Source organism: Pantoea osteomyelitidis, assembly GCF_044342975.1.
Lineage (GTDB): Bacteria > Pseudomonadota > Gammaproteobacteria > Enterobacterales > Enterobacteriaceae > Pantoea > Pantoea osteomyelitidis.
Map to the genome: position 1 here is coordinate 65,664 of NZ_JBGFSN010000012.1, position 19,831 is coordinate 85,494.

General features: G+C 54.6%; 18 protein-coding genes and 3 pseudogenes. 7 read left to right on the forward strand and 14 right to left on the reverse strand.

The window, feature by feature from the left end:
* Window positions 1-118 precede the first annotated feature (118 nt).
* Both ABU178_RS19420 and ABU178_RS19425 read left to right on the forward strand, forming a co-directional pair.
* Window positions 119-793, forward strand: a complete 675-nt coding sequence (locus ABU178_RS19420; protein ID WP_397218004.1) for a TetR/AcrR family transcriptional regulator — start codon at window positions 119-121, stop codon at window positions 791-793.
* A 289-nt stretch (window positions 794-1,082) separates the two neighbouring features.
* A pseudogene (locus ABU178_RS19425) lies at window positions 1,083-1,217 on the forward strand (GntR family transcriptional regulator); the annotation flags it as partial.
* An 8-nt stretch (window positions 1,218-1,225) separates the two neighbouring features.
* On the opposite strand, the gene ABU178_RS19430 reads toward ABU178_RS19425, so the two are convergent.
* The 8 genes from ABU178_RS19430 to ABU178_RS19465 are packed head-to-tail and all read right to left on the reverse strand — an operon-like array spanning window position 1,226 to window position 9,010.
* Complete coding sequence (locus ABU178_RS19430; protein ID WP_397218005.1) at window positions 1,226-2,419, reverse strand: PotD/PotF family extracellular solute-binding protein; 1,194 nt, start codon at window positions 2,417-2,419, stop codon at window positions 1,226-1,228.
* Between the two features lie 4 nt (window positions 2,420-2,423).
* Window positions 2,424-3,446, reverse strand: a complete 1,023-nt coding sequence (locus ABU178_RS19435) for a CobW family GTP-binding protein (protein WP_397218007.1) — start codon at window positions 3,444-3,446, stop codon at window positions 2,424-2,426.
* A gap of 21 nt (window positions 3,447-3,467) precedes the next feature.
* Window positions 3,468-3,752: a hypothetical protein gene (locus ABU178_RS19440; RefSeq protein WP_397218009.1), complete on the reverse strand. Its 285-nt coding sequence runs from the start codon at window positions 3,750-3,752 to the stop codon at window positions 3,468-3,470.
* A 13-nt stretch (window positions 3,753-3,765) separates the two neighbouring features.
* Window positions 3,766-4,512, reverse strand: a complete 747-nt coding sequence (locus ABU178_RS19445) for an SDR family NAD(P)-dependent oxidoreductase (protein ID WP_397218011.1) — start codon at window positions 4,510-4,512, stop codon at window positions 3,766-3,768.
* Between the two features lie 11 nt (window positions 4,513-4,523).
* Window positions 4,524-5,291, reverse strand: a complete 768-nt coding sequence (locus ABU178_RS19450; RefSeq protein ID WP_397218013.1) for an SDR family NAD(P)-dependent oxidoreductase — start codon at window positions 5,289-5,291, stop codon at window positions 4,524-4,526.
* Window positions 5,292-5,303: 12 nt separating this feature from the next.
* Window positions 5,304-6,680, reverse strand: a complete 1,377-nt coding sequence (locus tag ABU178_RS19455; protein ID WP_397218015.1) for an MFS transporter — start codon at window positions 6,678-6,680, stop codon at window positions 5,304-5,306.
* 31 nt (window positions 6,681-6,711) lie between these two features.
* Window positions 6,712-7,593, reverse strand: a complete 882-nt coding sequence (locus tag ABU178_RS19460; RefSeq protein WP_397218016.1) for a polysaccharide deacetylase — start codon at window positions 7,591-7,593, stop codon at window positions 6,712-6,714.
* Window positions 7,594-7,618: 25 nt separating this feature from the next.
* The gene (locus ABU178_RS19465) at window positions 7,619-9,010 is read right to left on the reverse strand and encodes an amidase family protein (protein ID WP_397218018.1); all 1,392 of its coding nucleotides are present in this window, start codon (window positions 9,008-9,010) and stop codon (window positions 7,619-7,621) included.
* 323 nt (window positions 9,011-9,333) lie between these two features.
* On the opposite strand from ABU178_RS19465, the gene ABU178_RS19470 reads away from it, so the two are divergent.
* Complete coding sequence (locus ABU178_RS19470; RefSeq protein WP_397218020.1) at window positions 9,334-10,338, forward strand: GntR family transcriptional regulator; 1,005 nt, start codon at window positions 9,334-9,336, stop codon at window positions 10,336-10,338.
* Window positions 10,339-10,482: 144 nt separating this feature from the next.
* Here the strand turns inward: ABU178_RS19470 and ABU178_RS19475 are convergent.
* Window positions 10,483-11,473 (reverse strand): annotated as a pseudogene (locus tag ABU178_RS19475) (tyrosine-type recombinase/integrase).
* Between the two features lie 611 nt (window positions 11,474-12,084).
* On the opposite strand from ABU178_RS19475, the gene ABU178_RS19480 reads away from it, so the two are divergent.
* A complete protein-coding gene (locus tag ABU178_RS19480; protein WP_397218022.1) occupies window positions 12,085-13,011 on the forward strand; it encodes a hypothetical protein in 927 nt (308 codons plus the stop codon).
* A 44-nt stretch (window positions 13,012-13,055) separates the two neighbouring features.
* On the opposite strand, the pseudogene ABU178_RS19485 reads toward ABU178_RS19480, so the two are convergent.
* A pseudogene (locus tag ABU178_RS19485) lies at window positions 13,056-14,082 on the reverse strand (IS3 family transposase); the annotation flags it as partial.
* A 23-nt stretch (window positions 14,083-14,105) separates the two neighbouring features.
* On the opposite strand from ABU178_RS19485, the gene ABU178_RS19490 reads away from it, so the two are divergent.
* Genes ABU178_RS19490 through ABU178_RS19500 form a run of 3 tightly spaced genes read left to right on the forward strand, consistent with a single transcriptional unit; the run spans window position 14,106 to window position 14,824 of the window.
* Window positions 14,106-14,459: a JmjC domain-containing protein gene (locus ABU178_RS19490; RefSeq protein ID WP_397218024.1), complete on the forward strand. Its 354-nt coding sequence runs from the start codon at window positions 14,106-14,108 to the stop codon at window positions 14,457-14,459.
* Between the two features lie 29 nt (window positions 14,460-14,488).
* Window positions 14,489-14,623: a winged helix domain-containing protein gene (locus ABU178_RS19495; protein WP_397218026.1), complete on the forward strand. Its 135-nt coding sequence runs from the start codon at window positions 14,489-14,491 to the stop codon at window positions 14,621-14,623.
* A 39-nt stretch (window positions 14,624-14,662) separates the two neighbouring features.
* On the forward strand, window positions 14,663-14,824 hold the full coding sequence (locus ABU178_RS19500) for a hypothetical protein (protein WP_397218028.1): 162 nt from the start codon (window positions 14,663-14,665) through the stop codon (window positions 14,822-14,824).
* A gap of 162 nt (window positions 14,825-14,986) precedes the next feature.
* On the opposite strand, the gene ABU178_RS19505 is transcribed toward ABU178_RS19500, so the two are convergent.
* From ABU178_RS19505 to ABU178_RS19520, 4 genes are read right to left on the reverse strand one after another with little or no spacing between them, the layout of a single operon-like run.
* Window positions 14,987-16,624 carry a dynamin family protein gene (locus ABU178_RS19505; protein ID WP_397218029.1) on the reverse strand — a complete coding sequence of 546 codons (1,638 nt, stop codon included), beginning with the start codon at window positions 16,622-16,624 and terminating at the stop codon, window positions 14,987-14,989.
* Window positions 16,611-18,449, reverse strand: coding sequence for a dynamin family protein (locus ABU178_RS19510; RefSeq protein ID WP_397218031.1), 1,839 nt, complete (start codon window positions 18,447-18,449; stop codon window positions 16,611-16,613). Before ABU178_RS19510 ends, ABU178_RS19505 begins: the two co-directional genes overlap by 14 nt.
* Window positions 18,446-18,937 carry a hypothetical protein gene (locus tag ABU178_RS19515; RefSeq protein WP_397218033.1) on the reverse strand — a complete coding sequence of 164 codons (492 nt, stop codon included), beginning with the start codon at window positions 18,935-18,937 and terminating at the stop codon, window positions 18,446-18,448. Before ABU178_RS19515 ends, ABU178_RS19510 begins: the two co-directional genes overlap by 4 nt.
* The gene (locus ABU178_RS19520) at window positions 18,915-19,778 is read right to left on the reverse strand and encodes a GTPase (protein WP_397218035.1); all 864 of its coding nucleotides are present in this window, start codon (window positions 19,776-19,778) and stop codon (window positions 18,915-18,917) included. Before ABU178_RS19520 ends, ABU178_RS19515 begins: the two co-directional genes overlap by 23 nt.
* Window positions 19,779-19,831: the final 53 nt, after the last annotated feature.

Genomic DNA, 19,831 nt, shown 5'->3' on the forward strand with positions numbered 1-19,831 from the left:
GAAACGGGGAAAATATTGAACGACCGGGCTCGGCCTTTTTGTTCGTCACCCAGCTTATTGATGCCGGCTTATCAGCTGTGCTTTGTGAAATCGCACAGAAATGCGTTGCCTGTCTGGTATGAGCCAGCCAGACATCTTACAGGACACTGTTATTATGATTGAGCGTTCGTTATTTGACATTCTTACAACTCCTTTTCCGCAGCCCTCAAAGCGTGACGCTATCCTGGCGGCAGCGTGCCTGGTTTTCACTGAGCACAGTTTTGAAGGTGCCAGCATGGAGCTGGTTGCCCGGCGCGCGGGTGTTGCTCGCAGAACACTCTACAATCAGTTCCCGGAAGGGAAAGCATCATTGTTCCATGCTGTGATGTTGCGTATGTGGCAGTCTTTTCCCGCCATGACGATTGCTGAAGATGAAACTGTTTTATCTAAACCTGAAGAAGGACTACGTCAGATTGGCCACGCTATTGCTGATTTCTGGCGTCCGCCACTGTCGATTGCCTTTTTACGCATGGTGATAGGTGAATCCTCGCGCTTTCCCGGTCTGATGAAAAGCTTTTATGAGGTGAAAGCCCCGGCAGTGACGGCGGTTAAAAACTATATACAGCAGCTCGGTCTGCAGGGATCGCTGAATATTTCAAATCCGGAATTAGCTGTCCGCCAGTTTCTCGGGCTGATTGACGAAACCCTGATATGGATGAGAGTCATGGGAAATGAAGCGACCTTGCCTCAGGAACAGATCGATGACGTCATTGAACAGGCGATAATAATTTTCGTTGGCCATTACAAAAAATGATGAATATTGAGTAATTTCACCGTCAGGATCAGCTCCGGCGATAGCGTGGATAAAGGCAATTATTGACCGGCTCAGGCCAGCGCCTGGGTCAAAATCAGAGATAATGAAGAGAGGCCATAATATTACAAGTTGCCGTTCTGGATGATTACACTGATATCGCGCGAGGCGGCGGACTGGTCAAAACTGCCTGAAGGTTCAATGCTGACAATATTTGATCGGCCGCTTGCACAGGATAAGGCAGCAAAAATCCTGTCTATCCACCTGGTTTTGAATGATGAAACCTGCGGCATTGCTGGCGCTCACGCTGCCTCATGCAGTGATGGCGATTGATGAGGTTTCGTTTGATCAGAGCGCTGTGCCGACGATCCTCGCGCATCACCCATTTAGTACTGAACATTTCATGTATGTGAATGAGGTGCGCTGATCGCTCCGTTAAGCGCGCAAAAAATCCTGCCAGCGACGCGTGAGATAGTTGTGTTCATCCATTACCGAATTCCAGACGGCGATATGGCTCATTCGTTCTTCATAGCTGCCGCCATCGCGCTGCTCGCCTTGAGGAATAAGCGGCGTGCCCCAGGCATCAAGAAGCACTTCACTGGCGCTTTTGCCGCCGTACCAGAAATCCCATTCAGCCGTAGAAAGATGTCTGCGGGTGCGTTCTGGCGTTGAAATATAGTAGCCCTGGCGAGCCATCACGGCACCAGGCCAGCCAGACTGCCACCAGTTCAGGTAGGCATAGGCGGCGTCTTTGATCCTGCCCGTGGCGCAGCGGGAAAGAGACATGCCGCCGTACCAGGCGCGGTAGCCTTCCCGCGGTCGCGCCATTTTGTAGCCGCGCTGATGGAAATGATGGCGAAAATAGATAGGCGCCCACAGGCTTTGCACTTCCACCTGACGATTTTCGATTAAGTCGCATGCCTCCTCCTGCGTCGCCCAGAACGCAGCAAAGTGTCCCTGACGTCGCAGGCGCGTCAGATACTGGGTTAGCGCATCGATTTCTTCCAGCCTGAGGTTGCCAGCATTGCCAAATCGCGTCTGTTGTGTGGCTTGCATAGCCAGAGCGGCGTCCAGCCCGCCCATGGCGGCATCTTCCTGCAGGGCGACCTGACCGGTTAGCGCAGGATGAAGCAACCAACCCCAGCTCTCTTCCTGTTCGCGTAACACAGCAGGCAGTCGATCGATGTGATAGGCAAAGCTGTCAGCATTATGTGTCAGCGGCAGCATGCTGATTTTATCGCTCGGCTGATTACCGAGATGCAAATCGCGTTGCACATAAAGGCGGTGCGCCGGCACGCTGCCGTCTGCCAGCGGCACGCTGGCGTTCAGGGTGCCGGTTTTCGGCAGCGCATTGATTTCATCCCAGTACTTGAGCCGCTTGATTTCCAGAGGCTGTATCGCGCGAGCAGGCCAGACAAAGTCAATATTGTGGAACCATTGGTCATAGAGATCGAAACTTTCTGGATGCATGACCGCAATACGCTGAGCATCCTCCACGCTACGCAACATGTATTCAATCTTAATACCCAAGTCCTGCTCCGCTCTGACGCGCAGTACTTCCAGTAGGGTGACGGAGGTTCCGAGCACGCGAAGGGTCAACTGATTGTTGACGATTGCCGCACTGTTCATGATTTTATTGGCCTTCGAAAGCTTGCATATATCGTGAAAAAGCCAGTTTTAGCCGGTCGGCGTCCAGTCCGCGCAGGATAAAAACCAGTTTTGATGTTTCCAGCTCGCCGGGCCAGTCGCGCATATGCACCGGCGGATGCAACGTGTGCTGAACGCCATGAATCACTACCGGCGACGTGCTGTCGTCAATGCGCAGAATACCCTTCATGCGCAAAACAGCGCTGCCGTGACTATGTAATAGCATTGACAACCAGATAGCAAATGCCGGCCAGTTCAGTGTCCGTTGCAACGTAATCACGCAGGTTTGCGTGACGGGATGCGACGCAGAGAGCGGCGCCGCTTTCAACGTAGATTCATGCGTTCCGCAAGCACCTAACCAGCGAAAACGTTGATCTTTACTGCCTTTCGTCACCAGCACCTGAAAAAGCTGATCGGGGTCAGCCAGCGCCAGCGCGTTATCGCTCACTTCCGCCAAGGGATTAAGCTGCGCCAGCCAGCGTTCGGTTGCAGCGAACGTCTGCGCGCTAACGCGATCGCGTTTACTGATCAGCAGCTTATCCGCCGCCGTAACCTGGCCAATCCATTCTGGCTGCGTTTTCGCCTGTAGCTGGCAGTGCTCAGCATCCACCAGCGTAACCAGCGCGCCCTGCCTGAAATGGTGCTGCAGCTGTCGGTCGTGTAGCAGCGTAGAGAGGATCGGCGCGGGATCTGCCAGGCCGGTCGTCTCAAGGATGACCTGCCTGAAGGGGGGAAGCGCGCCGCGCGCGCGCTTTTCATAAAGATCGAGCAATGCCGTTTTCAGTTCACCCCGTATCTGACAGCACAGGCAGCCGCCGGGCAGCAGGACGATATCCGGCGCGACTTCGTTCAACAGATGATGATCGATGCCGACCTCTCCAAACTCATTGACCAGAAGCGCCACGTCGTTCAGATTTTGCTGCGTCAGCCAGGCTTTAAGCAAGGTGGTTTTCCCACTGCCGAGAAAGCCACTGAGAATATGCAGGGGTAATTTTTCTTCATATTGCATCTCGGTTCCTCTTCATCGCCCTTACAGCGCAGCCAGCCAGCTTTCATCCAGCGGGTCAAGCGGGCGCCTGGCCATTTTTTCCGCCTCCTTCCACAGCAGATCGAGCGTGGGGACGATCGCCTGCTGGCCTGTCGGGCTGGCCAGCAGCCAGCTGTTGTGAAATTCGGTCAGCGTAAGCCGCCACGGCTTTAGCGCTCGATTCAGCAACGCGAGCTGACGCAAACGCAGCTGGCGCTGGGGAAGATCCTGCCGCAGTGAATCGCTCCACTGCGGTCCGTTATCCAGCAGTCCGCAGATACCGCACATCGTTATCTCCTGTTCAGGGCATCACATCGCCTGAATTTGGTCCCAGCGTCTGGCCGACAAACAGATTGCCGCCCGGCTCGCTGGCCAGCAGCAGCGCTACCGGTGCCACCTCTTCGGCACGGCCAAAACGACCCAATGGCAGCTCTGCCGCTTTGGCCGTTTTCCACGCGCTGTTGATGCCGTCAATCAGCGGGGTTTCAATGGGGCCTGGCGCAATCGCATTCACCAGCACGTTCTGCGAGGAAACCTCCAGAGCCAGCGATTTTGTGAAGCCGATGACGCCTGCCTTAGCCGCCGCGTAATGACACAGCTCCGCCCCACCTTTGATGCCCAGCTGAGAGGCGATATTAATCACTCTTCCCCAGTGCTGCGCCAGCATCGACGGCAGGGCTCGCTGCGTCGCCAGGAATACACTTCGCAGATCGACCGCCATCATCTCTTCCCACATCGCCAGCGTAATGTCGCCGTAGCGCGCCTGAGTCAGCATGCCGGCATTATTCACCAGCACGTCGATGCCGTCGTAGCGCGCGACAGACGCATCCACGCCTGCCGTCGCGCCGGCGACTTCGCCGACATCGGCGATGATGCCGTGGCATTGCGCGCCGAGATCCCGACAGCGTGCCACGACGGCGTTGAGTCGGTCGCCGTCCCTGTCGGTCAGGATGAGCCGCGCACCTTCGGCGGCAAACAGCGTGGCTATAGCCGCGCCAATGCCGCTGGCGGCCCCGGAAATCACACAGCGTTTATTTTGCAGTTGCATTGAGATTCCTCTTAGTCCGGCCAGCGCACCGTCAAGCCGCCGTCAACAATCAGACTCTGGCCGGTGAGATAGCTGCTTTCGTCGCTGGTTAAAAAAGCTATGACTTTTGCGACCTCTTCTGGTCTGCCCACCCGTGCAAGCGGAATCGCCCTGGCGGCCTTGGCCAGTCCCTCCGGCCCGAGGGAATTTTGTTTATCCAGTGATTGAGGCGTTTCGATAAGCCCTGGAATGACGGCGTTACAGCGTACGCCTTTAGGCGCCAGCTCCACCGCCAGCGAGCGACAAATACCCGGCACTGCCGCCTTTGCTGCTGCGTAGTGCGCATGATCCTGCCAGCCGTAGACGCCGCCAGCGATAGAAGAGATGGCCACTAAGCTGGCGCCGGTTGTCAGGTGCGGCGCAGCAGCGCGGAAGCAGCGCATCACGCCGGTAAGATCGACATTCAGCATCTCATCCCAGCGCGCGTCGCTCATCTCGTCAATCGACGCCCGGCGCAGAATGCCCGCATTGGCGATGACATAGTCGAGACGGCCAAACTGTTTAACGCCCGCGGCAATAAAGGCGTCAACCGAGGCTGTCGCGCCGACATCCAGCGGCAGCCATATCGCTTCGCCGCCGGCCGATTCTACCTGCGCCGCCGCCAGGGCCGGATCGTGGGGATCGTCTGGATAGAAGCCTGCGATAACGCGAATGCCGCGCTGCGCGTAAAGGGTCGCCAGTGCCAGGCCAATACCGCTGGCTGCACCGCTAATAGCCGCTACAGGCTGTGTTGCAGTCATATTTCGTCTTCCTTAAGCCAGAGGCTGAGTTGAATTCGCTGTCGTACTGACGGCGGAATGTGGCTGCGCGACCGGACGCGCGAAGAGCATAATAATGCCGGAAATAAAGCAGGGTACCGCGCCAAACCAGAGCGCCGCTTCCTGCCAGTTGCCGCCGCCGCTCAGTATGCTGGTGGTGCCGACACCGGCGATGATGGCGCCGACCGGTCCCATTGCGCCGATGAGCGCGCCCGCCGTGGCGCGGATGGCCGTCGGAAAACTTTCGCTGATGAAAAACAGGGCGGCGGCATAGGGTCCAATCAGGAAAAACAGGCCAACGCTGTAGAGGACGACAATAGTGACGAAGTTATCGGGGCAAAACAGCATGCCGGCAAAGGCGAGTCCGCCCAGCATCCAGCCAACGGCGATGGTGTTGCGGCGGCCAAAGCGATCGCCGAACCAGCCGTGCGCCAGATAGCCGCAGTAGCCGACCAGATTAGAAAGGATCAGGATCAGCAGTGAGTTATCAAAAGAGACCGCATGCGTTTTAGTGATAACCGTCGTGCCCAGCACGCTGAAAATCTGAATAGCAAACCAGTTCAACAAGACGGCGCCGCCCAGCACCAGCGTTGCTCGCAGCGACGGGCCGCGAAACGCCGCTGCCATCCCTGAGCGATGCTGCTCTTCATAAACGACCTGATAATCGGCCGCAACCTGGCGGGCATCCTGCTCCTGGCCCTGCTGGCGAAGCTGCTGGATTTTTTTCTGCACCTGAAACTGCGGCGTCTCTTTCAGCCTGAGCGCCAGGACTGCAATCACCAGCGAGGGCAAGGCGGCAAAAATGAAGCTCCCCTGCCAGCCGATCACCGGCATCAGTATCGCCGTCAACGCTGAGGCGACCAGCGCGCCCACCGGCCAGCCTCCCTGCACCAGGCTGTACACGAAGCCTTTGCGCTGGTTCAGTTTGGGATCGTCCAGGGCGCTGTAGAGTTCGGAGAGATAGGTGGCGTTAACCGTTTGTTCGGCATAACCCAATCCTGCGACAGAGCGGATCGCAGTCAGCGCGCCTTTACCCCAGGCGCCGCCAATGGCGGTCAACAGCGAGCAAACGGCAGCGCCGCCGACGGTGACAACAATACCCATGCGGCGACCGAGACGATCAACCAGTGGTCCGATGGCCAACGCAATCACTGCTCCTCCGACAGCGACCCAGGTAGCGATCTTCGCCTGCTCCACTTCGCTCCAGCCGAAGTGGGCGCCAATTTCCGGCAGCAGCGTGCCAAACAGAATGAAATCATAAACTGCAAAAACCCAGGCAAAAAAAGCAATCCAGGTGGCAAATTTCACATCCCTGATGGTTAACTGCTGCGGCTGCCAGCCGTTTACGGAAGTTTTCTTGAAGATGCTCATGTCGCTATCGCTCTGTCAGTTAGAAAGGGAGTTATGCCGAGCGCGGCTGGCGCTGTTTGAAATCATCCGCAATCTCGTCAAAGGTGACGAATCGAACGCCTTCATGGCTACGGATGTACTGAATCAGACGTTCCAGCATCAGTAATACCTGCGGACGCCCGGAGACATCGGGGTGAATCGTCATGGTAAAGACGGCGTAGTCGTTTTCGCGGTAAACCCAGTCGAACTGATCGCGCCACATTTCTTCCAGATGACGCGGGTTCACAAATCCGTGGCTGTTCGGCGATTTTTTGATGAACATCATCGGCGGCAGATCGTCCAGATACCAGTTGGCGGGGATTTCGATCAGATCTGTTTCATGGCCGCGCTGAAGCGGTTTCATCCAGGCATCTGGGTGCTGGCTGTAATCGATTTTGGTCCAGCTATCACCGACGCGAACGTAGTAAGGATGAAAGTCGTTATGCATCAGACTGTGATCGTACTTGATGCCTTTTTTCAGCAGTAGCTCGTTAGTGACGTTGCTGAATTCCCACCACGGCGCGACATAGCCGGTCGGACGTTTGCCCGCCAGTTGGGTGACCAGTTCGATACTGCGATCCAACACCGCTTCTTCCTGAGCGGGGGTCATGGCGATAGGGTTTTCATGGCTGTAGCCATGAATGCCTATCTCGTGACCTGCGTTCACCACCGCCTTCATCTGCTCGGGAAAGGTTTCAATTGAGTGACCCGGAATAAACCACGTGGTACGAAGATTCTGCTCGGCGAACATCTTTAACAAGCGCGGCGCGCCGACTTCGCCGGCGAACAGGCCACGAGAAATATCGTCCGGCGAATCTTCGCCGCCGTAGGATCCCAGCCAGCCAGCAACGGCATCTACATCCACACCAAACGCACACAAAATTTCTTTGGCCATTTTTGCCACTCCTTTATTCAGGTAATCAGAACATTGCGGGCGCGACCGGTTTACCGGCCGCAAAAATTTCGGCAGCCGCTTTCGCAGCCATAAGTAGCCGGCGATCGTCGCCGTCTGGTAGAGAGAAAAGCAGGCTGGTTGCCAGCCCGTTGCCATCGACGCCGCAGGGCAGCGCGACGCCCGGCATATCCAGCAGGCTGCCAGGCATGGTTAAGCGCAGCGTGGCGCGATTGGTTTGCGCAAACAGCGCAGCGTCCGCTTCAAGCGGCGCGAGCCGTGGCGCGGTATGCGCGACGGTCGGCGTGATCAATACGCTGCCGTTTAGTTCCGCACGCATTGCGTTTTGCCATGTGCTGCGCTGCGCCAGAAAAGCAGACAATGTCGACGGATTCATTCGCCCTGACTCCTGTAGCCTGCTGCGAATCAATGGATCCATTATTTCCGCCGCAGGACTGGTGAGCAAAGCAGCATGGAGCTGCCATGCTTCCCACGCACCGGGCCAGCCATTTTCGTCGATCCATGCCAGCGCCTGATGGAAGGCGCGGACTGGCTTCCATTCGACGGTAAAACCCTGCATGACCAGTCGATCCAGCTGCCGGCAGGCCTGCGCGCGTACATCAACATGCACATAACTCAGTAAATCGGGATCGGCGCGAAAACAGGGTTTTTCGTCTGCACATGCGGTTTCGCCCGTCAAAATAGTGTCCAGCACCAGCACCAGCGCCTCTCTGACGCTGCGGCAAAGCGGACCCGTCGTGTCCAGCGAAGCGGACAAGGGGAAAACCGCGGTTGCATCATAGCGCTGGCGGCTGGCGCGAAAGCCAGTGATGCCACTGAAGGCAGCCGGGATGCGGATAGATCCTGCGGTGTCTGTGCCCATAGCAATACAGGCAAGTCCTTCCGCCACCGCACGCGCCGAGCCGCTTGACGACCCGCCCGGTGCGCAGCGTACTCCTTGCTGGTTTTTGAGGACTGGCGTGCCGAACGCAGAGTTCAGACCCAGCCCGGAGAAGGCGAATTCGCTCAGGTTGGTTTTTCCGATATTCACCATGCCAGCCTGTGTTAGCCGGGCGACGACAGGGGCGTCCTTTTTGGCGATCGGCGCCTGCCGCCGCGTGGCGGATCCGGCGGTCGTGACCGTGCCCGCCAGATCGAACAGGTCTTTCCAGGCGATCGGCACGCCATCCAGGGCGCTTAATGGTTTCTTTGCTTTCCAGCGCTCAGATGAGGCGGCCGCTTCAGCCAACGCGCGCTGCCCGGTCAGCACGATAAACACGTTTTCGCTCTTTTTCGCGGCCTGCAGACAAGCCTCTGCCAGCGCCAGCGGCGTCAGACGACCTTGCGAAAACAGTGTGGTGACGTCAAGGGCATCAATGCGGCCCAGACATAACTGGCGGCGAACGTCATCAGCGTCCATATACCCTCTTAAATGTATATTTAAAAATAAAGTACATCTAAAGGTAGCAAGAGTGATGCCATAAACGGGAGGTCAAGGTGTGTAAAGTGTGAGGTAAATGTGAAAATATATAAAAAATAACTTAAATACAATAATTTAAAATATGATGTGCCCCTGCATCTTTCATTTTGTCTCTCGGGGCTCTGTATAATTAAATTGTATATTTTGTTTTTTGATCCATTAGTGTGCAGGCTGCACCAGAAAGGGGCTGCGATACACGTCCCTTGTTATGCAACCGGATGTGATACTGTAACCTGATAAATACGGAACCAGCGAAAGCCAGAATGCGGATAAATAACAGGCGATCAGAAGCGAAAGAGAAAGGATCTGCGCGATATGAAGGTATCAGACAGGTTTTACGGCATGCACTGCTAAATAAAGGCGTACCACAGGGACTGGTTTTGCTGGAAGGTCCTTTAGCGCAGCTGTTTGGCACCAGCCGCGTGCCGGTCAGGCATGCGCTCAGTCTGCTGCATGAAGAAGGATTGATTGCCCGCTTCGAAGGCCGAGGGTTCATCGTGGCGCAGGAAGGCGAAGAGGTAGAGCCGCTGCGCGTTGTGCTAACGCGCGAGTTGCTGGGCCTGGATTTGCAGCAGGAGCTGGTAGACATTCGCAGCACCGGCGAGAGAGTGCTGGATAGCCTGAATGAAGTCCTCTCTACGGCGATGATTTTCGGCTGTTATCAAGTTAACGAACAGAAAGCCGCTCACTATTACAACACCAGCCGCGCGATAATCCGCGAGAGCCTGTTGAGATTGCGCGATAAAGGTCTGGTAGAGAAAGAACCCTATTCTCAGTGGCTGACCGGTCCCCTTACAGCCCGTGAAATAGCCGATCATTTTGAAATTCGAGCCAATCTCGAACCTGCCGCGCTACGTAAGTCTGGTGCCTTGTTACCTGCAGAATGGCTCACAGCGCGGCTGGAAACGGTGCAGAGCTATCGCGGACGGCAGCTGAAATCCAGCGAACTGGAACGGCTGGAAGAAGCGCTCCACGTGCACTGCCTTGAGCCTGCAGGAAATAAACTGATGATGCAGATTCTGCGGCAGAACCAGTCACCGTTCATCGTGACGCGTATTTTCTACGATATGCTCTCCATTCCAGTAGAGACAGCAATGCTGGAAGAGCACGCCTTGGTGTATGAAATGCTGCTGAAAGGGAATGCCGATTTAGCTGCGGCTTGTCTACGCGATCATCTTGAGCGCGCTCAGCTCCGCACATTGCAGCGGCTAAAGGTGCTGTCGGTGTTGCCCGTTCCCGCGCTGCCTGACTTTATGGAACGCCAGTAGCAATGATCTGAAATTGATGGGGTCTGGTATTAATAGTGATATTTTTACATCACAGAAAATAGAGATAGCCTGTGAACGATTCAGTATAAAAAGCAGGCGGTATTTTGCATGACAGCATGGGCTATAAGCCGCGCCAGGGTTGTCTTAGAACTTTAGTTTGAACGCAGCGTTACGCAAACGCTCATCTCCCCGGCGGTCATATTTCTGCGTGGTGGTGACGCTGGCATGCCCCATCGCATCGCGGACGGTTATCAGGTCTTCGCCGTTATCCAGCATCATCGAGGCGAAGGTGCGGCGTAAGTCGTGCGGCGCGCATTCCTCAATACCGCTTTCTGCCCCGGCGCTGGCCGAGAATGTGATAGACCGCCTGCGGCGTCATGCGCTGAGACGTGACGTCGTCACCGGCGCGTATCCGGGTGAACAGCGGCCCGTCGTCCTCGCCACGAATCGTTTCCGTCCAGGTGCGGATGCGCCGCCAGACCGACTCCGGCATAAACGCCAGCCGCTCTTTGTTGCCTTTGCCGCGTACCCGCAGCGCCTGCTCCTGCTGCAGCAGGCTGGCGTAATCCAGACCAATGACTTCCGAGCGGCGCAGGCCGCAGCCGAGCATGACCGCCAGCATCGCGGCATCGCGCGGGCCCTTGCAGCCGGCGTCCTGGTCGCAGCTGCGGAACAGGGCATGAATTTCTTCTGCGCCCAGCGCCCGGCCGCGGGTCAGCCGGCTGCCCCGTACCGCGCGAACGCTGAGGATTTGCTGATAACTTTCCGTGTCCATCTGCTTCATCATCCACGCCTCGCGGGCCGTGCCTTTCAGCGCAGAGAGGTAGGTATTGATGGTGGCAGGTGCCCGGCCGCTGACCGAAAGCATCTCCAGCAGGCCGCGGATATGGTGACGGCGCAGGCTGCCCCAGGCGCAGCTCTGCAGGGAGCTGAAGCCGAGCATGCCCGCCACGATATTCAGAAAGGAGCGCATTGTCTGCCGGCTGGCGGCGGAGGACAGGCCGATAAGATAGGTCTGCGCCGGGTTCAGCGGCGGGCTGCTGTTAATCGCGGCCAGGACGGATGCATCCTGCCCGTCAGCGGAAGGAAAATGCGGGGCGCGCGGCAGCCAGTTGTCCTCAACCGGATCGGTCATGTTGTTGCTCCTCAGCGTCAGTAACGCCGCCGGAAACAACGCGCACCCTGTGCTGAAATGTGCCCAGATTATCCGTTGCTCAGCCCCCTCCGGTAAAGCTACTTTTTCAAGGTACATTTTAATAAGTAGGTAGAACTTAAGGTGTCTTCCGTTATTAACTATCTGATACTTTAAATAAATTTGGCTAAAAAACGACCGGTGGCGTCGCTGCGTGAAGTATGCATGACTTCACGGGGTAAAATACTCAAATTTTCGTTCTCCGTTGTCTGCAGGCGTGGAACGCATTTTCCCTTATCTGTAAAGCGTTTTCGACCGGAATAAATCGATCCGAAAAGGATCCTGCCCGGATCGGATTTTGGGCTTTTCTCCCGTATGCGGAGAATAACCTGGACGGGTCGAAATAAAAAGCGGGGCGCCAGCAGACAGAACGCCGCGTAAAACACGCGTAACTGTCTGATGAGAAAGATAAAGCGGACGGAAACGGCGCCGGCGGGATCGTACCAGGCACTCTTCGCTGGATGCCTGGCACTCTAGGGATTTGTCAGAATGGTTTTGAATGGTGAGATTTATCTGATAATGGTAATATTTTCTAAAAACCACAGGAGAAAAGTATGGGAATTTTTGATTTATTTAACGCTGACAAACGAGCGTTGTTCACGGCAAAGGCAGATTATGAACACTGTGCTAAAGATAGGAGGGCTCGTTTAAACTCTTTCAGAATAAAGGCACGTGAATTCCTTAGTTTTAAATACTCTGGATCAATAACCCTCATAAATAATCATTTCCCTATATTTATACTGTTTGATAAAAACACAGGAAAAATACATCAAGGTGAATTCGCTGACAACTATTCTCCATTTCTTGAGTTTGTACCATACGACGCAAATTTAACTTTTTATACAGAAGCAGTTCATAACTATAGAATACAACAAGGTAAATGGAAAAATGGTGAACTTTGTCAAAAACATAAATGTAGCAAATTTAATAAAAATTTTGAGAGAGATTTTTTAAAAAATGGATTTTACATTAAGGATGTTTACAGGCGTGATGATCCGATTGGATCTGAAGATTTTTTTGGGTTTACCTTGTTCCTCAATGGAAATGTGATTGCTGAAAGTACGATGTGGGACCAAAAGCCATCCGGCCACTTTGCAGAATGCATTTTTAATCAAATAATTAATAATAAACATAAAAACAGTTCAGGATTTTCAATGCTCACATTCGTAGCGGGCGTATTTACGCTGGCCAACGAGAACAATGAGGGTTGCACCAATCCCAACAGGATTCAATATGAAATTATCTTTGGTAACGGCGACCCACTGTCAGATCCTAAATTCAACTCCGACGCGAAGCAGGCGATACTTTCACTGCGTGACTTCCTCAGTTTTCATGAAAATAAAATGAATGATGATATGGCTGACATCATAGATCCACCGGCCTATTTGGAAGAAGAAAGAAAACTCTGCAACGAAATGTTAAGAGATCCTCACCGGAAGAAAAACTTCCCTGGAATAGAAGATATGTACGTCAGAAGCTGATACCCTCAGCTTCTGTAAAGTAAAATTGGCTTAATGCTGCCTCCGCTGAAGCTTACGTAACCTGTCACTGGCACCCATTCGTTCTTCAGACTCCGGAAGAAGCGTTCCATTGGACTGTTATCCCGGCAGTTTCCACGCCGACTTATACTCTGCCTGATCCGGTATCGCCACAGTAACTGCCGGAACTGTCTGCTTGTATAATGACTCCCCTGATCGCTGTGGAACAATACTCCGACGGGCTTGCCGCGCTTTTCCCACGCCATTTCCAGCGCTTTCATGGTAAGTCTGCTGTCCGGTGAGAACGACATTGCCCAGCCCACGGGTTTCCTTGCAAACAGGTCGAGAACAACAGCGAGGTATGCCCAGCGCCTACCTGTCCAGATATAGGTCACATCACCGCACCACACCTGGTTTGGCTCTGTTACAGCGAACTGTCGCTCAAGATGATTCGGGATAGCAACGTGCTCATGACCGCCACGATTATACCGGTGAGTCGGCTGCTGGCAACTGACCAGCCTCAGCTCTTTCATGAGCCTGCCAGCGAGCCAGCGCCCCATCTGGTAGCCTCTCTGGGTTGCCATTGTGGCGATGCTTCTTGCTCCGGCCGAACCGTAGCTGATGCCATGTAGCTCGAGTACCTGACTGCGTAATACAGTCCGTCTGCCGTCTGGCTTTTCAGGACGGTTTTTCCAGTATTTGTAGCTGCTGCGATGAACCCCGAACACGTGGCAGAGAGTGGCCACAGGATAACGCGCCCTGAGTTTCCCGATTATCGAGAATTGTTCAGGGAGCCTGACATCAAGAGCGCGGTAGCCTTTTTTAATATTTCTTTTTCATTTCAATAGGTTGTAGCTTTTGCTTCAGTTCACGTATTTCGATTTGTTCCGGTGTAATCGGAGAGGCTTTTGGTGTTTTGCCCTGACGCTCTTCACGCAGTTGCCTGACCCATTTTGTCATCGCGGAAAGACCGACATCCATAGCCTTAGCGGCATCAGAGACGGTGTAGTTTTGATCGACAACCAGCTGAGCGGATTCGCGTTTGAATTCAGGACTAAAATTTCTTCTTTTCATTGGTGCACCTGTATTGTTCTGAGGTGAGCATATCACCTCTGTTCAGGTGGCCAGTTTTTGTTGACCACTACAGTCGTCGCTGGCACGTGGGAATGCTCTGCCAATGCGTCAGTTCTGTCCGCATCCGGCGCTGCTGCGTGTTAATCCCTTTGAGCCGAGTATCGAACATCGAGATGTCGCCCGGTAATATTTTGTATATTCCGCCTCCCTACGACGGTTTCACCTATGAAGACACGCTAAACTACTCGGTCGGGTTCCGTGGGCCTAATGGGCGCGACCTGATGAGCATCTTCGCCGATTACGCGCTGGAAAACGCTTTGGGCGGCGCGCATTACAGTGACCTGGATCTCAGGGTGCGTGAACATCCGGACGCATAGAGAAGCATGCGCTCGAGCGGCTGCGCAACATGATGGTAGATATGCTCCATCAGCCAGAGAACTTCGCGCAGTGGTTTGGCCGTTTCGCCTCCACGCCACGTCACGAACTGGATATTGCCCTTGTCGAATTACCCTATAGCGAAGAAGAAGTGCGGGACGCGTAGCTGAGCGGTGAAAGACTCATTTGCCTGAGTGGATTGCATGTGCTGAATATCGGTGAGCTTTTCTTTATTAACAACGAACGCTGGAAAACGGTCGATAATAACGCGGCGGATAGGCTTTGTCGGTTCACAGTCGTCGATCAGGATGCGTTGGGCGCTGCGCTGCAACCCGGCGTTTATTACCGAATTGACCGGCCTGATTAATCAGGGCTACTGGTATTTTGAGGAGTAATCTTTCACTCTGCCCGGCAGACTTTTGCCGGGCGTGAGTTATCGGGTAACGTACAGAAACGTCTCCTCTTCTTCATTATCGATAAACTCGCATTAATGTCTGGCAGCTAACCCGCTAACCCGTCATATTCCCACTCACCCCACCCTGAAATCCCTCAACGCACGTTTTGCTGTTTCTAATTCCTCAATGCGTTTTGCGGTGAGCTCGCTCTGCTGGTGATGCTCGTTTTTTTTCCGTTTCAGGAAAGCGTCTACCGGTTCGAAAATCTCATTCACTACCTCGCGAATCACTCCCTGCCACGCGTGTTTCAGCCCATCCATCAGCGTGGTGGCGGTGTCTTCTGCGGCTTCCCGACGGCGACGTCTTGCCTGCTTTAATTTTTCATTTTCATTCACGGCCTGATAAATATTCCAGGCTCCCACGCCCAGAGCAATGGCGGGGCCTGCTAAGCGTCCTGCCGTGGCGGCCCAGCGTTCGATGGTTCTTTTCCCAATCCCTTTAAACAGATTTGGCAACAGATCTTTGGCAATCACTAATCCTTTTTTGGCGCCCGCCTCGGCAAGGGCATTCACATCCAGTTTGTCACTGTGGCCCATCACCTGCTTCATGCCCTGTTTCCAGGCAGATTCCTCTTCTTCACTCTGGAACGCCTTTACGTCCGGACTCTCTGCCTGAGCCTGCCGCATCTCGGCGACCTGTAAGGTTTCGCCAATGTCCTCCAGCTTGCGCTGCGTTTTGGGCAGTTCACTTTCCAGTAACGCCTGCTGTTGCTGGAAAATCTTATCTGAGACCACTTCCAGTTCGCGGCTGAGGTCCGCTTCAAAGACGTGCTTAGATCGGCAGTTTTCCAGCAGGTCATCAATGGTGCCTGCCAGGACGTGCTGATGCTTCTGAATGTTTTTCTCTAACTGATCATGGAGTTGCAGGCTCAGGCGCTCGCGCTCACTCTCCACGCGCAGTCTGGCGTCCTGCAGGGCCTCACTTTCCGGACTGGCATCGATTTTGGCGAGCGAGAGCAGGGCGGTATCAATGGCCTGACGCAGGTCGCTGTAACAGGTATCGAGCACGTTGTACTGATCGGTTTCCTGCAAAAACTGCGACAGTTGATCTTCCAGCAACGCGATCCCGCTTGAGTTGATCAGTCCTGACTTCTGCTCAAGCCTTCCCTTGAGCGCTGAACGGGCATTCACCAGATGGATACTGACTTTGCTGAGGATATCGCCGATCTGCGCCTCGTCGGCGGCATCCTGGAGGCGCTGTCTGAGTTGATCGACGATATGAAGATATTCAGGGGATTCGGGTTTAAGGCCGGTTTTATTGTTAACGATCAGCATGACGCGACGCTCTTTTTCGACCAGCGAAATCAGCGCCTGCCAGGTCGATTGCTCTTCGACCGCGCCGCCCGTGGCAACGACGAACAATACAACATCGGATTCACGCAAATGCGCTTCCGTCACCTCTTGATGTTCCTGTGGTGCATCAATGCCCGGCGTGTCATACAGCGTATAACCGCGCCATTGATAGCCCGTCACCTGATCGGTCATGGGCCGGTCTGCCATTTCAGCATCAGCCCGACCCATTAACGCGTTAAGCAAGGTGCTTTTTCCAGCGTTATAGACGCCGTACACCATAATCACTGGCTGCAATTGTTCGCTTTTCGTCATCAGACGTTTGCCCAGCAAGGCTGCTTCCCCCGCCGGTAAGGCCACGTCGAGCGTCTCCTGGCAGTGGTGGTAAACGTCAAAAACGTTTTGATAATCAGGCAAGTTCATTGTTAAGTAACTCCTTTTTCAGGGCCAGATGCTGGCTACGTAATTCCAGTTGTAATGCAGTCAGGGCGGTATGGATCTCTGTCACCCAGGCTTTGATATCGCCATAAAAGGCGTTCTCCAGCATGACCGTTACCGCGCCCAGTTCACGTTCAGCCCGCTGGCTTAACACGTTGCGGGTTTTTAACGCCACCTCCACGCGGTTATCGCCAACTTCGATATCTTCGTATTCGGTTGAATTGAAATTCTCTCCGATTTTGCCGCCACCGTAGCCGCCAAACATGCCGCCGAGCAAACCGCCGACGGTGGCACCGATAGCTGTTCCAATACCCGGAACGATGCTTCCCGCAAATGCGCCGATCGCCGTGCCGACAGCCGAGCCGCCAGCTTTACCGACGTTTTCCCCCAGACGTGAGTGAAAGGCGATACGCTCCACTCGTTTTTCAAAACCGGGTATCGCCTCGTCAATCACATCCAGTTGGTTGAGGTTAAGTGTCAACTGATCAAAGCCCTGCTGAACCTGAGTAAGCAGCGCCGCTTTGCTGGTCGCAATCTCCTCTTCCCACACGCTGGCGCAGTGCGACAGGTACTGGCGATTATCCATCGCGTAGCGATCGATCAGACGTTCGATTTTCGGTTGAAGCCGCTGCTCCAGCTCAAGACAGAGGCGTTCACACTCCTGATGCAGTTTGTGCGCGGCGGCGTCCAGCCCGGCAGCCACGTCATTCAACAGCGTGATGATGTCATCGCTACTGTTGATCAGATAATCGCAAACATTTTTGTGGTTAATCAGCGGGGTGCGCTGTTTGATTTTGATACCGTCGGATTGCGCGATCCGCGCAACGGTTTCGGCAAACGTCTTTAAGCCGCTCTCCTGCCAGCGTGCGTTGCGCTCTGTGTCTGCGCCTTGTCGCGCATACTCGACCGAGATGGATTGCACCGTAACGCCCGCTTGATGGCTGTCCACCAGCGCAGAAAGCGACTCGCTGACATAGTTTTCCTGATCAGCGCGATCGGCATCTGACTTCATGATCAGTTGAGAAACGGGATTACCTTCGTCATCTTCATCTTCGTCGATAATGTCGCTGGCCGGGATCAGCACCATCATCGGCTTGTTCTTCTCAACCACCTCGCGCATTACCTCCAGATCGCTTTTGCGACCGGGGCTGCTGGAACTGGTCAGATAGATGATAAGGTCGGCGGCATCGCTGTACTCCTGCGCCAGTCGGCCATTTTCAGCGGTTACGGAGTGAATACCGGGCGAATCAATCCAGGTCAGCCCAGGCAGGGTGAAACCCTGAATAGCGCTGGTGGTCTCTGAGACGCCAACGGAAAAATGTTGCTGTTGCGCCATTTTCTCTGCCGACATCTTCTCCGTTGTGCCGCTATCCACTTCACAAAAGAAGGCGGGTTTCGGTTCAGCCTGGCTTTTCAGCGCCGCATCTGGGCAGGGGTGGCCCCAGGCAATGTAATTCCCGAACGAGGATTTACCGGCTTTGACTTTGCCGTAAACGTAGACCATCAGCGCATCATCGAACTTCTGGCGAAAACGGTTTTTCCGCTGATAGCTGAGTATCTCCCCGACCTGGAGGCGCAGCATCTCTCGCAGCCGTGCGGTGTGGTCTTCAACAAATCGCAAAAAAGGATGGTCACGCCGGAGTGCGCTGGTGGCCCAGGGATCACGCTGTTGTGTGTCGGTGAGTGCTGCCAGCAATGGACTAATGCGCGCTTCGTACTGTGTAATCCTGTTGCCCGTGGAGCTAAATCCCTCTGCCACCTGCGAAAACACGGCGAGCAGTTCATTACGGTTGGCTGGAGAGGTGATCATTGATCCTCCTCCTCAGAAATACGCTGACTGAGCGCGAGCAACTCCGCGATCTCACCCTGCAACTGGTGAATACGCGTCTGCACCTCACTGGCGTTGCCGACATATTCCAGGTCCGGTAACAGCGCCCGCAGTTTTGCAAAGCTGTTATTTACCGTCGCCGGAGTGCTTAACGCAGTTTCGAGATTAACCGCCGTGAGTGTGTGCCAGTTATTGGGCTGGGTGCGTTTCAGAAACGCAGCATGATCGGCCAGCAGTCTTTCCAGGCCTTTGCGGGCATCCTGAACCAGTGCCGCCCGGTTCAATTCCCGGTTACGCATTTGCTCTTTTTCCAGCGCGTCGCGCGCCGCCGTCTCACGGCTGTTGCTGCTATCAGATGAAGAAGATGAACTGCTGCTGTCTGAGGAGGCGACGGCTGTAATCACTGCGCCTACAACAGGAATAAGTAACCACCACATCGTTTTTTCCTTAAATGTCAGATTTTGTCTCATCAGGGATACGTTGACGCAGGGCGTTGAGCAGTTGCTTCGCTGCCTTGCGAAACGCTCTATCCTCATCTTTATGTTGCTGAAGCAGCGCGTTCATCTGCTCTTCGCGCCGGGCAAGCGCCTCAGTGATGGCACCCTTGAGCATGATGTCGAGATGTACTTTTTCCAGCGCCCGCCCGGAGACGAGCGAAGCGTTGGCCTCACTGACGCGGGTAGTGATGGCTGCCAGCAGCTGCGGAATGCCGCTGCGCTGAACCAGCCCAGGCTTATTCGTCAGCGTGCCTTTAATAAAACGCGGGCTTGAGGTGACAAACAGCGGCAACGGCTTAGCAAAACGCGTGGAGAGAATCCGGGTAATGGAATCAATGCTCTCTTGCTGATGGGCTTCTACGCTATCGGCGTGGGTAAGCACCACGATCAATCGCTGCGGCAGATCGGCGATATGGCGCATCAGCGTATCAAGAAAATCGAGTTCCACCTGCTCAAGCGTGCCGGTGCGCAGGGTATGGGCAAAAAGAACCGAATCCGCTCGCAAAATGCCGCGCCAGGCGGTGTGATCATCACTGTCACTGGCATCAATGCCTGGCGTATCGAGCCAGTCAATGTTGTCCATCGTTATCGACTGCACGTCTGCCGTGGTGCGACTCGCGCCGGTGGCGAAATACTCCCGTTCCAGGTGTCCGGTCAGCATATTCAGTAATGCGCTTTTCCCGGCATTCATCAGGCCGCAAATGGCCACCTGATGGGGTGCTGTGGCCTGCCTGATACTTTCCCAACGCAGGTAATGCTCAGCGAATGCAGGATCTTCTCTCTGCATCAGCGTCAATCCGTCAATATTCCCCATCGTGATTCCTTATGATTGACTCAACCTTTTATCTGTAAGTAACAAGCGTGCAA

What these genes read in the sequence shown, in the direction of transcription:
- ABU178_RS19420 (WP_397218004.1), top strand. Translation starts at nt 119, where the DNA reads ATGAGCCAGCCAGACATCTTACAGGACACTGTTATTATGATTGAGCGT.
- ABU178_RS19430 (WP_397218005.1), bottom strand. Translation starts at nt 2,419, where the DNA reads ATGAACAGTGCGGCAATCGTCAACAATCAGTTGACCCTTCGCGTGCTC.
- ABU178_RS19435 (WP_397218007.1), bottom strand. Translation starts at nt 3,446, where the DNA reads ATGCAATATGAAGAAAAATTACCCCTGCATATTCTCAGTGGCTTTCTC.
- ABU178_RS19440 (WP_397218009.1), bottom strand. Translation starts at nt 3,752, where the DNA reads ATGTGCGGTATCTGCGGACTGCTGGATAACGGACCGCAGTGGAGCGAT.
- ABU178_RS19445 (WP_397218011.1), bottom strand. Translation starts at nt 4,512, where the DNA reads ATGCAACTGCAAAATAAACGCTGTGTGATTTCCGGGGCCGCCAGCGGC.
- ABU178_RS19450 (WP_397218013.1), bottom strand. Translation starts at nt 5,291, where the DNA reads ATGACTGCAACACAGCCTGTAGCGGCTATTAGCGGTGCAGCCAGCGGT.
- ABU178_RS19455 (WP_397218015.1), bottom strand. Translation starts at nt 6,680, where the DNA reads ATGAGCATCTTCAAGAAAACTTCCGTAAACGGCTGGCAGCCGCAGCAG.
- ABU178_RS19460 (WP_397218016.1), bottom strand. Translation starts at nt 7,593, where the DNA reads ATGGCCAAAGAAATTTTGTGTGCGTTTGGTGTGGATGTAGATGCCGTT.
- ABU178_RS19465 (WP_397218018.1), bottom strand. Translation starts at nt 9,010, where the DNA reads ATGGACGCTGATGACGTTCGCCGCCAGTTATGTCTGGGCCGCATTGAT.
- ABU178_RS19470 (WP_397218020.1), top strand. Translation starts at nt 9,334, where the DNA reads ATGCGGATAAATAACAGGCGATCAGAAGCGAAAGAGAAAGGATCTGCG.
- ABU178_RS19480 (WP_397218022.1), top strand. Translation starts at nt 12,085, where the DNA reads ATGGGAATTTTTGATTTATTTAACGCTGACAAACGAGCGTTGTTCACG.
- ABU178_RS19495 (WP_397218026.1), top strand. Translation starts at nt 14,489, where the DNA reads ATGATGGTAGATATGCTCCATCAGCCAGAGAACTTCGCGCAGTGGTTT.
- ABU178_RS19505 (WP_397218029.1), bottom strand. Translation starts at nt 16,624, where the DNA reads ATGAACTTGCCTGATTATCAAAACGTTTTTGACGTTTACCACCACTGC.
- ABU178_RS19510 (WP_397218031.1), bottom strand. Translation starts at nt 18,449, where the DNA reads ATGATCACCTCTCCAGCCAACCGTAATGAACTGCTCGCCGTGTTTTCG.
- ABU178_RS19515 (WP_397218033.1), bottom strand. Translation starts at nt 18,937, where the DNA reads ATGAGACAAAATCTGACATTTAAGGAAAAAACGATGTGGTGGTTACTT.
- ABU178_RS19520 (WP_397218035.1), bottom strand. Translation starts at nt 19,778, where the DNA reads ATGGGGAATATTGACGGATTGACGCTGATGCAGAGAGAAGATCCTGCA.